A 17,581-nucleotide genomic window follows, 5' to 3' on the forward strand; every position below is an offset into this window, starting at 1 on the left:
GAATCGTTCAGCTAAAAATACAATCTCCAATCTGCAGGCAAGGAGTAGCCTAATAGAATAAAACTTCAAGTACTTGCACCCTATATTTTCCACCCTACGAAATAGCATTATTATTACTGTTGTTTATTATTAACAATAAATAATAAAAACAATAATTACAGTAACTTATAAATAAAACCCATTTATCGAAACGTTTAACTCATTTCGATGAAAAATGTCATCATATGTTTTTAATATCTGGACATTGCAGAAAAGTTTCTTTCTGACTATATCATCTAATACGAAAGAACTATTTTTGGTGCTCAGACTACGACTTTATTTGTTCAGAAACTGATATCTGTAAATCTCATCCATGAAATTACATGTGCAAGTTCATCATTATGATGAACGAGGCACCTGTCTGCTCATTTTCCCGGCACGCCGTTGCGGATTAATACTCCCGACCTGCCATCAGGAGTGAACATATGCGTCTACTCGCCGTTGTATCGAAGTTGACTGGTGTTTCTACCAATGTTGAAGCCTCTGAAATTACGCTCAACTCACCTTCTATTGTGAAACTGTCCGTTTCGCGTGAGGAGGTCAGCCAGTTGACTCGCGTTAATCAGGATCTGGTTGTCACACTCCGTTCAGGTGAAACCATCACCATTAAAAATTTTTACGTCGGAAAAGGTGATGCGCAAAACCAGCTGGTTCTGGAAGACAGCAATGGCGCGCTGTGGTGGGTTCAGGATACGGATGGCGCTTTCCATTTTCAGCACCTGGACGATCTCACGCCGCTGATGACGGCCGAAGGCAGTCATGACGGTGGCGCAGTCTGGCCCTGGGTTCTCGGCGGGGTCGTTGCCGCAGGTGGGATTGCAGCTATAGCCTCTTCTGGCGGCGGTGGAGGACATCACAATAACGACAACGGCTCAGGCAATGGTAATCCCGGTGGTAGTACGGATCCTGGCGTTGGAACAAATCCAGATGGTGGCACTAATCCAGGCGGTAATAATAGCGGAGATACCACTCCACCAACATCCCCAACTGCACTGGTGGTCTCCCCTGATGGCAAGTCGTTGACCGGGCAGGCAGAACCGGGCAGTACAGTCATCATTAAAGATGCGCAGGGCAACATTGTTGGTCAGGGTAAAGCAGACAGTGACGGCAAATTTGCGATCGATCTTAATCCCCCTAAACTCAGCGGAGAACACCTGACCGTTACCGCAACCGATGCGGCAGGTAATACCAGCCCCGCCGCGAGCGTTAACGCGCCCGATATTCCTCTGCCTGCCACACCGGTAATTTCTGCTGCTATAGACGATCAGGCTCCGGAAACCGGGACTGTCGCTAACAAGCAATTTACCAATGACAATACCCCAACGCTACAGGGAACCGGCACCCCCGGCTCAACTATCCATATTTATGTTGATGGTAAAGAGACAGGTACCGCCGTGGTGGGATCGAATGGAAAATGGAGCTTTGCTATTGCCACACCGCTGGCAGATGGTGAACACAGCTTTACAGCCATTGCTACCAACCTTAAAGGCAGCAGCGGAGAATCTACCCAATTCACGCTCAACATTGATACTCACACCCCAGAAGCCCCTGTACTTGAAGCCCTAACGGATAAAACAGGGTACATTACTGGTCTACTCATCAATAACGCACACACTGATGAAGCAAAACCAACCCTATCCGGTAAAGGTGAAGCAGGAAATACCATTACCATCCGTGAAGGGAACATCATTCTGGGGACGACTGTCGTTGATGCCAGCGGCCAGTGGAGCTTCACCCCGACAACAGCGTTAAGCGACGGCGCACATACGTTCACGATCCAACAGACGGATAAAGCAGGAAACGTCAGCGAAATAACGACAACCCCAACGATTATTGTTGATACGACTCCCCCACCTGCTGCGGTGGTTGACTCAGTCTCCGTGGATGGCACCACCGTAACAGGTCATGCTGAAATCGGCAGTACCGTCTCCATCTATGATGCCGATAACAATCTCCTCGGTTCAACTGTAGCAGGCCAGGATGGCTTATTCAGTATTACGCTGAATCCAGCGAAAACGCATGGTGAAACGCTGGAAACACGTATCCGGGACGAGGTAGGTAATGACGGACCGGCAGGCCAATTTACTGCATCAAACTCTCAATATCCTTCTCAACCGATCATCATCACCGTGTCTGATGACATTGGGAGCGTGACCGGTGCTCTGAAAAACGGCGATGCTACAGATGACAATCGCCCGACCATCAGCGGCACTGCTGAACCGGGAAGTGTTATCACAATTAATGACAATGGCGTGCCAATGCCAACAATCCCGCCGGTGATTGCTGACAACGATGGGAAGTGGAGCTTTACGCCCTCTCAACCACTTCCTGATGGTGATCATCTTTTTACCGCAACGGCAACAAATAACTTCGGCACCAGCGGACAGTCCATCAGCTTTGCGGTTGATATCGACACCCAACCTCCGGTGCTGGAAGATTTGGAAGTCATTAATCAGGGAACCACGCTGACAGGCTCCACCGAAGCAGGCTGCACGGTGGTGATTAAAGACAGTCAGGGAAATGTTTTGGGAAGCGGTAAGGCAGGTAATGATGGCTCATTCTCAATAGGCATTAATCCCGCAAAAACCAATGGTGAAACGCTGACCATTTCGGTCACTGATAGAGCCTCAAATACGGGTCCTGTAGAGAGCCTGAAAGTACCGGATATTTCGCCGCCAGCCTCCCCTTCCGGACTAACTGTCGCCGCCGACGGTGAATCCGTTAGTGGTCAGGCGGAACCCGGTTCTACGGTTATCATCAAAGACGTCGCGGGTAACGTACTGGGTACCGGGATCGCCAACGGCAGCGGGCAATTCATCGCCCCGCTAAATTCACCACAAACCAATGGCGAAGCGTTAACGGCAACAGCCAAAGACGCTGCACAAAATGAGAGTCTACCGTCTACCGTGCTCGCACCGGATACGACCGCACCACTCGCACCAGAAGATGTGAAGGTGAGCTCGGAAGGCACCAGCGTAACGGGGACGGCTGAACCAGGCAGTACAATAACCATTACCGCACCGGACGGCAGCACCATCGGTACGGGAAAAACAGGAAGCGATGGCAACTTTAGCGTACCGCTTTCACCTGCGCAGACGAATGGCGAAACCGTCAGCGTCACCGCCACTGACAGCGCTAAAAATGAAAGCCCGGCGCAAACGGCGGTAGCGCCGGATATTACCGCCCCCGATAAGCCCATTATTTTGCAGGTATTTGATGATGTCGCAGACGATACCGGGCCACTCACCAGTGGACAAACAACCAACGACAACCGTCCGACGCTGAGCGGCACAGCAGAAGCTGGCTCAACGGTAGAGATATTTGATAACGGGGCATCTCTAGGTGTGGCCGTAATGCAGCCTGACGGTAGCTGGAGCTTCACCCCTCAGACCGACCTCGGTGAAGGGAAACACCAGCTTACGGCTGTCGCTACAGATACCAAAGGCAACGCCAGCCCGGCGACCGCGTTTGAACTGATTGTTGATACGCAGTCACCGCAAATGCCTGCCATTACCCATGTAACGGATGACAAACCGGGCATTGTCGGTTCCATCGCCAATAACGGTCTGACCAACGATAACACGCCAACCATCAACGGAACCGGCGAACCCGGCTCAATAGTTCATCTGATGCGTGACGGGCAACTGATTGCAGATATTACCGTCGATACTAGTGGGATATGGAGCTACACCCCGCCGCAAACGTTGCCCGATAATAAATATGAATTTACGGTGACAGCCAGCGACAACAATGGAAACACGACACCTCTCTCCGCAGGGTTCACCATTACCATTGACAGCACGGCACCTCTCGCCCCGGGATTTTCTGCGATCCTTGATCCTGATAAAAATCCTATCGATACCAGTCAACCGACCAACTCTTCTCAGCCACAGTTAACCGGTAGTGGCACCGCTGGCGACACCATCACCATTTATGACAATGGCAAGCCGATTGGTGAAACAAAGGTTGGCACGGATGGAAACTGGCAATTCACGCCGCCAGTGGTACTGGGTGACGGCACACATGTTCTGACGGCAACCGCCAGCGATCCGGCGGGCAATGAAGGCCCGAAATCCACCAGCTTCACGCTACAGGTCGATACAAATGCGCCAAATGCACCACAAATACTGTCAGCAACCATTGTTGTGGGTACCGAAAATGTCGTCCTGGCTAATGGCAGCACAACGAATCAGGAAACCCCGCTTCTGAGCGGTACCGGCGAGCCAGGCGCCACGATCACGCTCTATAATAATGGCACTGAGGTGGACACGGTAAAGGTCAATGCACAAGGGAAATGGACCTACCAGCCAACCGCCAATTTATCTGAAGGGTTAAACGTCATTACCGCGACGGCTACCGATGCGGCAGGCAACGTCAGCCCGGTATCCGGCGTCTACTCGATCACAATTGATACCATTCCACCTGCGAAACCTGACGTACCGCTAATCACCGATAACGTTCTACCCGTTGCCGGAAACGTTGCCAGTGGTGGCACAACCAATGACACCACGCCCACCTTCAGCGGGAAGGGAGAGCCGGGTAGCACTATCACTATCTACAATAACGGCAGCGAAATTGGTCAAACAACGGTAGGTGATAACGGGAGCTGGACCTTTACCCCGAGCCCATTAGACCCAGACACGACTTACGTCATCACCACAACTGAAACCGACATTGCGGGCAATACCAGCGATCCGTCGGATCCCGTCACCCTCACCATTGACACAACGGCCCCAACCACTCCCACTATTGAATTTGCGACGGATGATTATGGCGTACCAGACTCAAACTTTAACAACAACGCCACCACCGATGACAATACGCCGGTTATTCATGGTACGGGTGAAGCTGGCAGTATTATTACTGTATTCAATGGCGCTACCGTTCTGGGCGTGGCCACCGTCGACAGTTCTGGCAACTGGGAATTCCCCATTACCAGCGCCCTGCTCGATGGTACCTATACCCTGACCGCCAGCGCAAAAGACGCCGCCGGTAATCCCAGCGGGACATCGAACAGCTTTACCTTTACCGTTGATACCATTCCTCTGCAGGCACCGGTAGTGACGGAAATCCTTGATAACGTCAACCCGGTCACTGGCACTCTGAGCGATGGCTCCTTCACTAACGACCAGACGTTAACCATCAACGGCACCGGAGAGACGGGCAGCACAATAACGATTTATGACAATGGCACAGTTATAGGGACCGCAAACGTCATTGATGGAAAATGGACCTTCACCACGCCAGCACTTTCAGAAGATCCAGATCCTCACGCGCTGACCTTCAGTGCAGATGACGGAGCCGGAAACACGACGGTTCAAACGCCGGCCATTAATATCACCGTAGATATTACACCGCCGCCAGCCCCTGTCATTCAGGTGATCACAGAGGATGGCTCCCGGGTCTCTGGTATGGCCGATCCTCTGAGCACCATTGAAATCCGTGATGGATCAGGGAAATCGCTCGGAACTGCTACCGCCAACGGCACCGGCGAATTCACCGTAACCTTAAGCTCGGCGCAGACCAACGGCGGTGAACTCACGGCGAAAGCAATTGATCGCGCGGGTAACGAAAGCCCCAATGCGACCTTTCCCGCCTCTGACAGCGGCCTGCCTGATGTGCCGTTCATTACCGCGATTGACGACGATGTCGGTAGCGTACAGGGAAATATTCTCACTGCTGGCGGTAGAACAGACGACACCACCCCCACGCTTCGTGGCACAACGGAAGTGGGGTCGACGGTCGAAGTCTTTATTAACGGCACCAGCGCTGGCCAGGCCATCGTTGATACCAGCGGCAATTGGACATTTGCGGTTCCCACCCTGCCGGGCGAAGGGAACTACAATTTTACCGTTCAGGCCACCAACGGTAACGGCAAGGGCGGTCTGTCCGCCCCCGTTGCAGTAACGGTAGATTTAACCGCACCGCTCCAGCCGGTGATTGTTAACGCGACGGATGACGTTCCCGGCTACACCGGTTCACTGGCTAACGCCGCGCTAACAAACGATGCGCGCCCCACGCTCAACGGTACCGGCGAAGCAGGTGCCACTATAACCATCTTTGATAATGGCAATGCGATCGGCACTACCACCGTCGCTCAAAACGGTAGCTGGAGCTTCACGCCGGGAAGTAATCTCAGTAACAGCCAGCATGTGTTCACCGCCCGCGCAACGGATAGTGCAGGTAATACCGGGGCTATTTCGGGCGATTTCACCCTGACCATTGACGCACAAGCGCCCACCGTCCCGACAATTACATCGGTGATTGACGATAACAACCTACCGAACGTTTCCGTTTTACCAGGCCAGGCAACCGACGATCGCCAGCCCGTGCTGAACGGTACGGGCGAAACCGGTGCGACAATTAATATCTTTGATAACGGCGTACTCCTTGGTACGACCGTAGTAGGTGCAGGAGGAGCCTGGTCCTGGACGGTTGACAGCGCGCTAACGGAAGGCAGCCACACCCTGACCGTCAGCGCCACCGACCCGGCAGGTAACACCAGCGCAGCCTCCTCTGGGTGGAATATCGTCGTGGATGTGACGCCCCCCGCCGTACCAACGCTCACTTCCGTGGTAGACGATCAGCCCGGTTTAACCGGCAATCTGGTCAGCGGTCAACTCACCAACGACGCGACTCCGACGCTCAACGGTCGCGGAGAAATCGGGGCTACAATTAACATCTGGCTGGATGGCGGAACAACACCGATTGGCACAGCCATTGTTGATGGAACCGGGTCGTGGAGCTTCACACCTGGAACGCCACTCACTAATGGTAACCATACCTTTACCCTCAGCGCGACTGACCCAGCCGGCAACACCAGCGCCCTGTCCGGTGGATTTACGCTGAATGTTGACGCCACTCCACCTGTAGCGCCAGTCATTACCAGCATCGCGGATAATACGGCCCCCGTGATAGGCGTCGTACCGAATGGTGGAAGCACCAACGAGACAAGGCCGACAATTACCGGAACCGGTGAAGCAGGCTCGACAATCTCTATTTATAACGGCGCTTCTCTCGTGGGCACAGCCCTTGTCCAGGCCAACGGCAACTGGAGCTTTACACCAACAAATGCGCTTGCTGCAGGCACATGGAATCTTACCGCGAAGGCAACTGACACCGCGGGTAATACCGGGCCAGCATCGGATGTTCGCTCATTCACTATTGATACCACCGCCCCCGTTGCACCTGTCATAACCACCGTCTTTGACGATCAAGGGCCACTCACCGGCAATCTCAGCAATGGACAAATTACTGATGATGCCCGCCCGACATTCAGCGGTACCAGCGAACCCAACGCCATAATCCGTATCTTTGACAACGGCTCTTTGTTAACGGAGATAACCGCTAACAGCAGCGGTAACTGGAGCTATACGCCTACGCAACCAACAGCGCCTGCAATGGCCACGGGAAATCATGTCATCACCGTAACGGCCATCGATGCGGCGGGTAATGTGAGTCCTGCATCGGACAGCTTCACATTCGTGGTGGATACCACCGCGCCATTGCTACCGGTTATTACCCTGGTGACCGATGATATGCCCCCTGGCACCGGGGCGATTACTAACGGACAAAGCACCAACGATCCAACGCCGACGTTTAGCGGAACAGCGGAGGCCGGAGCCACAATCACCCTGTATGAGAATAATACCGTCCTGGGAACCACCACCGTATTAGCCAACGGTACCTGGAGCGTCACCACCTCCACGTTGGGAAGCGGTACACATACCATTACCGCTGTCGCTACAGATGCCGCAGGCAACGCCAGCCAACCAACAGGCGGTTTTACGCTGACTGTCGACACATCGGCCCCCGCTACGCCAATCCTGACTACCGTCGTGGATGACGTTGCTGGCGGTGTATTCGGCAACCTGAATAACGGTCAGATCAGTAATGACAGCCGGCCAACACTGAACGGGACTGCTGAGGTGGGAAGTACGGTAAGTGTTTATGACGGCAACACCTTGTTGGGAACAACCACGGCTGGAGCAGGTGGCGCCTGGAGCTTCACGCCGGGAACCCCGCTCAGCGAAGGCTCGCACACGCTAACCGTCACCGCCACCGATGCGGCGGGTAATAACAGCCCGGCGACCAACAGTTTTGTGATAGTCGTTGATACCACCGCGCCAGGCGTGCCAGTTATTGTCAGCATTATTGATGATGTGCCTAACATCACTGGTGCAGTGGGTAATGGTCAGTCCACCAATGATACCCTCCCCACGCTCAACGGCACAGCGGAAGCCAACAGCACGGTCAATATCTTTGACAACGGCGTGCTGGTGGCCTCCGTAACGGCGAACGCCAGCGGAAACTGGACCTGGACTCCCACCTCAGCGTTGGGCCAGGGCACGCATGCTTATACGGTGAATGCCACTGATACGGCGGGTAACGTGAGCCCCACCTCCCCTGGCTCGTCGATTGTAGTGGATACCCTTGCGCCCGGCGCGCCGACAGGCCTTACTATCAATGCCACCGGAAACCGCGTCACCGGTACAGCTGAAGCAGGGAGCACCGTGACCATTACGTCCAGTACAGGAACCGTACTGGGAATCGCCACTGCGGATGGTGCTGGCAGCTTTGTGGTGGCGCTTTCCCCGGCACAAACCAGCGGCCAGGCGCTGCTGGCATTTGCTCAGGATAAAGCGGGTAATACCGGTGTTTCTGCCGGGTTCACTGCCCCGGATACCCGCGTACCCGATGCCCCAACCATCGTCAGTGTTGTAGATGATTTCGGCATTTATACCGGGATTATCGCTAATGGTCAGGTAACCAACGATGCCTTACCTACGCTAAACGGAACGGCACAGGCCAATGCCGTCATCAATATTTACAACAACGGGGCGCTGCTTGGCTCCACAACGGCAAACGCCAGCGGCGTCTGGTCCTTCACGCCTGACAGCAATTTGACCGAGGGCTCGCACGCCTTTACCGCGACCGCAACCAACGCGAACGGCACAGGAGCCGCATCAGGTCCCGCCACAGTGGTGGTCGATACACTGGCTCCCAATACGCCAACCGGCATACTGAGTGCGGATGGCGGTTCGCTAACAGGCCTGGCAGAAGCAAACAGCACGGTGACGGTGACAATCCCTGGCGCGGGTACCTACACCACGACGGCAGGAAGCAACGGCGTCTGGTCATTGACCTTGCCGACCAAACAAATTGAAGGGCAGAAGCTGGGCATAACCGCAACCGATGCGGCGGGCAATACGTCGGGGTCGCTCTCCATTACCGCCCCAATCCTCCCACTCTCGGCTAACGATAATGTCACCAGTCTCGCGTTGACGACCACCGCAACCACCAGCTCACAAAGCTACTCTGACTACGGTCTGCTATTGGTAGGTGCTTTGGGGAATGTCGCCTCCGTTCTGGGTAATGACACCGCACAGGTACAGTTCACCATTGCCGCCGGCGGTTCTGGCAATGTTACGATCGATGCGGCAGCGACAGGCATTGTTCTGTCATTGCTCAGTACCCAGGAGATTGTGGTGCAGCGCTTTGATGCCACTCTCGGCACCTGGAGCACCTTCATCAACACTGCAAATGGCGACTTCGCAAACCTACTGACGTTAACTGGTAGCGGCGTCACCCTGAATCTGACCGGCCTGACCGGCGGGCAGTATCGCGTGCTGACGTATAACACCAGCCTGCTGACGACAGGTTCATATACCAGCCTGGACGTAGACGTTCATCAGACCAGCGCAGGCGTTGTCAGCGGGCCGACCGTCAATACTGGCAACGTGATGGCCGACGACGTTACGCCAACCGGAACATCGCTAACATCAGTCACTGATGCCAGCGGGAAAACCACCGTCGTTGGCGCGGGTGGGGTCGATATCACAGGTCAGTACGGCACCCTGCACATCAACCAGGACGGCAGCTATACCTACACATTAATTGACACCAGCGCCGCGGTTTACGGTCAAAAAGAGAGCTTCACCTATACCATCACACAGGGTAGCAACAGCAGCTCGGCACATCTGGTGATCAACCTGGGGCCAGCCCCGGCGGCCACCACCGTTATTGCGGCCGACAACAATGCTGCCATGGTCTTTGATACCAGCGTCAGCTATGTCAACAATGGGCCATCAGTACAAAGCGGTCTGACGGTATTAAGCGTCGGAGTTGGTACCGTACTTAACGCCAACCTGCTTGATGACATGAGCAATCCGATTATCTTTGATGTAGAGGATGGCTCAACCCGTACGATGACCATTCAAGGGACCGTTGGCGGCGTAACGCTGGCCTCAACGTTCGATCTTTATATCTACCGCTTCAATGATGCGATCCAGCAGTTTGAACAATACCGGGTGCAAAAAGGCTGGATCAACACCCTGCTGCTGAATGGCAATTCACAGCCGTTGACGGTAACGCTGCCAGGCGGTGAATACCTGTTTGTACTGAATACCGCCAGCGGGATCAGCGTCCTCACCGGTTACACGCTCAATATCTCGCAGGATCATACCTATGCCGTAGATAGCACTACCGCCAATACCACCGGCAATGTGTTAACTAACGATATTGTGCCGCCAGATGCGGTGATCACTGAAGTCAACGGCGTGGCTGTCCCGGCATCGGGAAGCACCACCATAAACGGACTCTACGGTACGTTATCCATTGATGCAAAAGGAAATTACACCTATACCCTGAAAAACGGCGTTGGTGCGGACAGCATCAAATCCCCGGACAGCTTCGTCTATACCGTTCGCGCGCAGAATGGTGATACGGATACCGCCTCACTGAATATCACGCCAACCCCGCAGGCGTTGAATGCCGTCGATGACGTCAGCAGCATCATGGCGGTAAATACCGTTCAGGACTCGGCTGCATATGGCAGCGGCGCGCTGGGAACAGCGACAATTCCGACACTGGGGAGCAAGGCAACCGCGACAGGTTCGTTTGACATCGCGACAAATGACGTCCTGAAAAACGCTACGCTTAACTTCGATATCAACACGCTAATCACCGTCGGTACGCTCGGTGTGAGCTGGACGATAACCGGCCCTGGCGGATACACACTTTCAGGTACGGTACCTGCCAGCGCCATCAGTCTGTTAGGCAGTTCAATCGCGGTCTCGCTGGGGAATGCCGAACTGACCGCAGGTCATTACAGCGTCAGCTTCACAGGAACGATGGGAGGGCTGGCCGTGGGCGACGTCAGCATTACTCCGAATGTCACCGGCACCACCTGGCACCTTAATACCTTTGACGTCAACACCACCACGGTAAATGGCAATATTTTTGATGGTAGTGATGCGGCAGGCGCCCACGATCAGCTGTCAACCGTCCATACCCTGCTTACCGTCAATGGCTATAACGGCAGTACCGCCACGCTCAATCCGACCAGCAGTACCAGTAGCGCCACCGTTCAGGGCCATTATGGTTCACTGACCATGAATCTGGATGGCTCCTACACCTACACGCTGAAGCCGGGTACGACCGTGGCATCGATGACCACCAAAGAGACCTTCACCTATACGCTTAATGACCAAAACGGACATACGGACACCGCCACGCTGACCATCAATATGAATCCGCAGCTGGCAAGCTCCTCACAGCATGATGTGATCACCGGATCGGTCTACGGCGATACGCTTATCTATCACCTGCTTAATGCCAACAACGCAACCGGAGGGAACAACAGCGACAGCTGGACCAACTTCTCTATGGCCCAGGGCGACAAGATCGATATCCACGAACTGCTGAGCGGATGGAACCATCAGGCCTCAACGCTTGGAAACTACGTGCAAGTCACCACCAACGGATCCAACACCGTGATCGCCATCGACCGCGATGGTACGGGTGGAACTTATCAATCCACCAACCTCATCACCCTGGAGAACGTCAACACCACGCTGAATGAACTGCTACAGAACAACCATCTCATCACGGGTGGTTAATACATAAAGCTCCGGGCGCCACGACGCCCGGAGCAACTGCCGTAACGGTTGTATTTGAAAGGGATGAGATATGGGAAAAGTCATGCCCGTGGCATTACTGCTGGCATTAACGCTGTGTTCCATGCGGGTGAATGCCGAAGATGAACCGCAAATTATTACGCCGGAAGGGTTGGCAAACAGCCAGATGCTTCCAAACCTTGACGGCTCCGTTGCCGATCTGCCGCTAAGCTCCGCCGCCCCCGGAACTCTGACGCTGAACGATGCTGTGAGTCGTGCCGTGAGCTGGCACCCATCCATTCGTGAATCTATCGGCAAATTACTCACACAGAATGAGCAGATAGACGTGGCGAAATCGAAATATTACCCGCAGGTAACTGCCGGAATGAACAACGGCTACAGCAATACTTACACCGACCACGGCTTTAGCCCGGCCCTGGTTATTTCGGTGTCACAAATGCTGTATGACTTCGGCAAAGTGGCCAGCCAGGTCCGCGCTGAAACCGCAGGTTCCGCGCAGCAGCAGGCTAATGTGTTACTCAGTATTGATACCATCGCGCACGCGACCGCCAACGCGATAGTCCAGGTGCAGACGTGGCAGCAAATGGTGGATGCCGCCGAGGAGCAACTCGCCGCCCTCAACGGCATTGGCCGATTGACCCGGCAACGCAATGATGAAGGCGCAACCTCGCTATCGGACGTGGTGCAAACCGATGCGCGTATAGAGTCTGCGCGTTCGCAACTGGCGCAGTACCAGGCCAATCTCGACAGCAGCAAGGCAACGCTGATGAGTTTTCTCGGCTGGAACTCGCTCAACGGCATCAGCAATGAATTCCCCGGCAAACTGGACAGCAGTTGTGATGTCGTAAAACCCGACGATAAGCTGGTTCCTGCCGTGCTGGCGGCGTGGGCGCAGGCAAATGTGGCGCAGGCCAACCTCGACTACGCCAACGCGCAAATGACGCCAACTATTTCTCTGGAGCCGTCGGTTCAGCACTATCTCAACGACAAATACCCCAGCCATGAGGTGCTCGACAAAACCCAGTACTCCGCATGGGTAAAAGTTGAAATGCCGCTGTATCAGGGGGGGGGACTTACCGCCAGACGCAACGCCGCCAGTCATGCGGTTGAGTCAGCCCAGTATTCCATTCAACGAACCCGGCTTGAGGTACGGCAGAAATTACTGGAATCCCGCAGCCAGGCGATGAGTCTCGCCACCGCTCTGCAAATTCTGCGACGCCAGCAGCGACTGAGTGAACAAACGCGCGAGCTGTATCAACAGCAGTATCTGGATCTTGGCTCTCGCCCGTTGCTCGATGTGCTTAACGCCGAGCAGGAGGTGTATCAGGCGCGTTTTGCTGAACTCCAGACACAAAACCAGCTGCGCCAGTTACAGCTTAACTGCCTCTACAATACCGGATCGCTACGCCAGGCGTTCGCCTTAAATAACCGCAGCATTCAATCGGTGGAGATACAGCTATGAGCGACGTCGATTCACATGCTGAAGAGGCCATTGGCGAACAGGCTCTGAGCCAGTGGGCGCAGGCGATGACGTATATTGCCAGCCACTATCGCGTTGCCTGCTCCCCCGGCGCAATCCAGGCCAACGCCCCGTGGTTTGCAGGGAAAAACCGCACCCTCGCGCTGACACAACTGGCGCGCCAGGCGGGCCTGTCATTTCACGCGCTGGACACCACAAAGCAGGCGTTCAGCCAGTGGCGTTTACCGGTAGTAGCGGAACTGCGCGACGGCCAAATCATGGTGATAGAGCATTTCAACGGTGACGATGCACTGGATGTTTTTATCACCGCCGAAGAGGGGCAACGTAACCGGGTGACGGTCGCAGAGCTTGTGCCAGAGATCGTAAGCATTACCGCGCTGCGCCCGCTTTCGGCGCTAAAAGACAGTCGGGTAGACCGCTATATTTCTCGCTTTAAACCCGACTGGATGCGCGAACTGGTTTTACAGGATATCCGCCCTTACCTGCCAGTGATGGTTGCCGCTTTTCTGATTAACGTTCTGTCGCTCTCCGGGATTATCTTTTCGATGCAGGTCTACGATCGGGTGATTCCGGCGCAGTCATATCCGACGCTGTATGTTCTCTCAACCGGCGTTCTGGTGGCGGTCCTGTTTGGCTTTCTGCTGCGCGAAGCACGTACCCACATAATGGATCTGCTGGGTAAACGCGCCGATATGCGCATTTCCGATCGGGTATTCAGCCATGCCCTGCGGCTGCGTAATAGCGCCGTACCTCGCTCGACGGGGAGCTTTATTTCTCAACTCCGCGAGCTGGAGCAGGTTCGCGAGATGATCACCTCCTCAACCATGTCGACTATTGTCGATCTGCCTTTTTTCTTTCTGTTTATCGTGGTGCTGGCCTGCATTGCCCCGCCGCTGGCATGGATAGCGCCCGTCGCCGCCCTGCTGATGATCCTGCCAGGTTTACTGTTACAGAAGAAGCTGGCGGTGCTCGCCAACCAGGCCGCACATGAATCCACCCTGCGTAATGCGGTACTGGTTGAAAGCGTTCAGGGGCTGGAGGACATCAAGCTGATGCAGGCGGAAAACCGCTTTTTACAGCAGTGGAACAGCTACATCCGCATTACCGGAGAGTCCGGGCTGCGCACGCGCAAGCTGACTCAGGGGCTGATTGGCTGGGGCATGTCGGTACAGAGTCTGGTCTACGCCGCCATTATTATGTTCGGCGCGCCGATGGTCATTGAAGGCACGATGACCACCGGGGCCGTGGTGGCCGCCTCCATGCTCGGTTCCAGAATGATTGCCCCAATGGCTAACCTGTGCGGCGTGCTGGCCCGCTGGCAGCAGGTTAAAGCAGCGAAGATGGGGTTGGACAGCATCATGCAGCTCCCCACCGAAACGCAATACGATGAAGATCGGGTACATCAAGAGATTCTTCACGGTCATTATCTTTTTGAAAACGCGCACTTTCGCTACCACAGCGACGATCAGCGCGTTCCGCTGCGTATCTCCCGTCTGGAGATCATGCCCGGGGAACGAATAGCGATCCTCGGTCGTAACGGCGCGGGGAAATCAACGCTGCTGCAGGCCATGGCGGGCGGCGTGGAGATTATTCAGGGCGATGTCCGACTCGATAACCTGAGCCTGGCGCAAATCGATATGGCCGACTTACGCCGCAACATCGGTTTTCTCAGCCATAATGCGCGCCTGTTTTTCGGCACCCTGCGTGAGAACCTGACTCTCGGCGCGCCGCATGCCAGCGACGCGCAGATATTCGAAGCGCTGGAGGTCAGCGGCGCAGCGGCTTTTGTTAAACAACTCGCCAAAGGGCTGGCGCATCCGATTATGGAGGGCGGCAACGGTCTGTCCGGGGGACAGAGGCAGTCGATTTTGCTGGCAAGAATGCTGCTGCGCTCGCCCAATATCGTACTACTCGACGAACCCAGTGCTTCACTGGATGAACATACCGAGCGGGAGTTTATTCAGCGGCTGAACCTGTGGCTGGGCAACCGCACATTGATTGTCGCCACCCATCGCGTGCCGGTTCTGGAGCTGGTTGAGCGCGTGGTGGTGTTGAAAGAAGGTCAACTGGTGATGGATGCCCCGAAAGCGCAGGCGTTGAATGCGAGTCGGGCACCTGTACCGACTCACGGTCGGGAGTGGAAAAATGAAAACCAATCCGCATGACGCCGCCATGGACGATCTCGATATCCGCCGCGAACACCGTTTTTCCGGGGCCAGCCGCATTATTCTGCTCAGCACGCTGTTGTTTGCCGTGCTGGGTATCTGGGCGTATTTCGGTAAACTGGATGAAGTGTCGACCGGCAGCGGGAAAGTGATCCCCAGCTCACGTGAGCAGGTATTGCAGTCGCTGGATGGCGGGATCCTCGCCGAGCTGACGGTACGCGAGGGCGATAAGGTGCAGGCCAATCAAATCGTGGCACGCCTCGATCCTACCCGGTCTGAGTCCAACGTTGGGGAAAGCGCCGCCCGCTATCGCGCCTCGCTGGCTTCCAGCGCGCGGCTTAATGCTGAAGTTAACGATCTACCGCTGACCTTTCCCGATTCACTGCGCGCCTGGCCTGATCTCGTCGCCTCCGAAACGCGTCTGTATAAAAGCCGCCGCGCGCAGCTTGCTGATTCTATGGCGGAACTGCAGGACGCGCTGGTCTCAGTTAACAAAGAGCTGGCCATTACCCAGCGTCTGGAGAAAAGCGGCGCCGCCAGCCATGTAGAAGTGCTGCGCCTGCAACGACAAAAAAGCGACCTGGGATTAAAAATTACCGACCTGCGTTCCCAATACTTCGTGCAGGCGCGTGAGGCGCTGTCTAAAGCCAACGCCGAAGTGGATATGCTGGCAGCTATTTTGAAAGGACGTGAGGATTCCGTCACCCGGCTGACAGTGCGCGCGCCCATGCGCGGTATTGTGAAAAATATCCAGGTCACCACCATTGGTGGGGTTATCCCACCCAATGGCGAAATGATGGAAATAGTGCCAATAGACGATCATCTACTCATTGAAACCCGTCTGTCGCCACGTGATATCGCATTTATTCACCCAGGCCAGCGAGCGCTGGTCAAGATAACCGCTTATGACTACGCCATTTATGGCGGTCTGGAAGGCGTTGTTGAAACCATCTCTCCGGACACCATCCAGGATAAAGCGAAACCGGAAATCTTCTACTACCGCGTGTTTATCCGTACCCATCAGGACTACCTGGAGAACAAACTGGGACGCCATTTCTCCATCGTACCGGGCATGATTGCCACAGTGGATATAAAAACAGGTGAAAAAACCATCGCCGACTATTTAATCAAACCATTTAATCGGGCTAAAGAAGCGCTGCGCGAGCGGTAAATCCTTGAGGATAAGGGGTTGCGGGGGCTGGTCACGCGTGTCACAAGTCTGTTATACTTGCTCTAACACATTGGGGCTGATTCTGGATTCGACGGGATTCGCGAAACCCAAGGTGCATGCCGAGGGGCGGTTGGCCTCGTAAAAAGCCGCAAAAAAATAGTCGCAAACGACGAAAACTACGCTTTAGCAGCTTAATAACCTGCTCTGAGCCCTCTCTCCCTAGCTTCCGCTCTTAAGACGGGGATCAAAGAGAGGTCAAACCCAAAAGAGATCGCGTGGATGCCCTGCCTGGGGTTGAAGCGTTAAAACTAATCAGGCTAGTCTGGTAGTGGCGTGTCCGTCCGCAGGTGCCAGGCGAATGTAAAGACGAACTAAGCATGTAGTACCGAGGATGTAGGAATTTCGGACGCGGGTTCAACTCCCGCCAGCTCCACCACTTTTGATAGGACTGCAACCGGACAGCGGCAATAAAAACAGCCACTTACGGATACTGACCAGACAGCAGGCAGACCGAGAAAAGACAAAAATATGCACGTGAAATGCACGTGCACTTTAAAAGAACCCCAGATTTCACAGTCTGGGGTTTTTCTATTTGTAACTAAGGGTAACAAAAATACATCACCTCTTCGCGCTCAGCTCGGCTTGACACTGTTTATTTTTACAGTAAAAATACTGTATACAATCACAGTGTTTTTTCCGGAGCTTTTATGTTCGTTGAACTGGTTTATGACAAGCGTAATGTTGAAGGATTGGCGGGGGCCAGAGAGATCATCCTGGCTGAGTTGACGAAGCGAGTGCACCAGATTTT

Annotated in this window: 4 protein-coding genes, 1 other RNA gene and 1 pseudogene; all 6 read left to right on the forward strand. The window is 54.6% G+C overall.

Going from position 1 to position 17,581, the window contains the following annotated elements:
- Window positions 1-464 precede the first annotated feature (464 nt).
- The gene (locus tag FDX04_RS19585) at window positions 465-11,939 is read left to right on the forward strand and encodes a BapA/Bap/LapF family large adhesin (protein ID WP_137371364.1); all 11,475 of its coding nucleotides are present in this window, start codon (window positions 465-467) and stop codon (window positions 11,937-11,939) included.
- A 70-nt stretch (window positions 11,940-12,009) separates the two neighbouring features.
- Window positions 12,010-13,419, forward strand: coding sequence for a TolC family outer membrane protein (locus FDX04_RS19590; protein ID WP_137361382.1), 1,410 nt, complete (start codon window positions 12,010-12,012; stop codon window positions 13,417-13,419).
- Window positions 13,416-15,602: a type I secretion system permease/ATPase gene (locus FDX04_RS19595; protein WP_137371365.1), complete on the forward strand. Its 2,187-nt coding sequence runs from the start codon at window positions 13,416-13,418 to the stop codon at window positions 15,600-15,602. The genes FDX04_RS19590 and FDX04_RS19595 overlap by 4 nt, the downstream gene beginning before the upstream one ends.
- 7 nt (window positions 15,603-15,609) lie before the next feature.
- The gene (locus FDX04_RS19600) at window positions 15,610-16,773 is read left to right on the forward strand and encodes an HlyD family efflux transporter periplasmic adaptor subunit (protein ID WP_137361384.1); all 1,164 of its coding nucleotides are present in this window, start codon (window positions 15,610-15,612) and stop codon (window positions 16,771-16,773) included.
- Between the two features lie 72 nt (window positions 16,774-16,845).
- Window positions 16,846-17,209: a transfer-messenger RNA gene (gene ssrA / locus FDX04_RS19605) on the forward strand.
- A 271-nt stretch (window positions 17,210-17,480) separates the two neighbouring features.
- Window positions 17,481-17,581 (forward strand): annotated as a pseudogene (locus FDX04_RS19610) (DinI family protein); the annotation flags it as partial.

It is taken from the genome of Citrobacter sp. wls615 (genome assembly GCF_005281355.1).
Lineage (GTDB): Bacteria > Pseudomonadota > Gammaproteobacteria > Enterobacterales > Enterobacteriaceae > Citrobacter > Citrobacter werkmanii.

Bases quoted from the DNA above. Each gene is read 5' to 3' on its own strand.
- FDX04_RS19585 (WP_137371364.1), top strand. From the start codon at position 465: ATGCGTCTACTCGCCGTTGTATCGAAGTTGACTGGTGTTTCTACCAAT.
- FDX04_RS19590 (WP_137361382.1), top strand. From the start codon at position 12,010: ATGGGAAAAGTCATGCCCGTGGCATTACTGCTGGCATTAACGCTGTGT.
- FDX04_RS19595 (WP_137371365.1), top strand. From the start codon at position 13,416: ATGAGCGACGTCGATTCACATGCTGAAGAGGCCATTGGCGAACAGGCT.
- FDX04_RS19600 (WP_137361384.1), top strand. From the start codon at position 15,610: ATGGACGATCTCGATATCCGCCGCGAACACCGTTTTTCCGGGGCCAGC.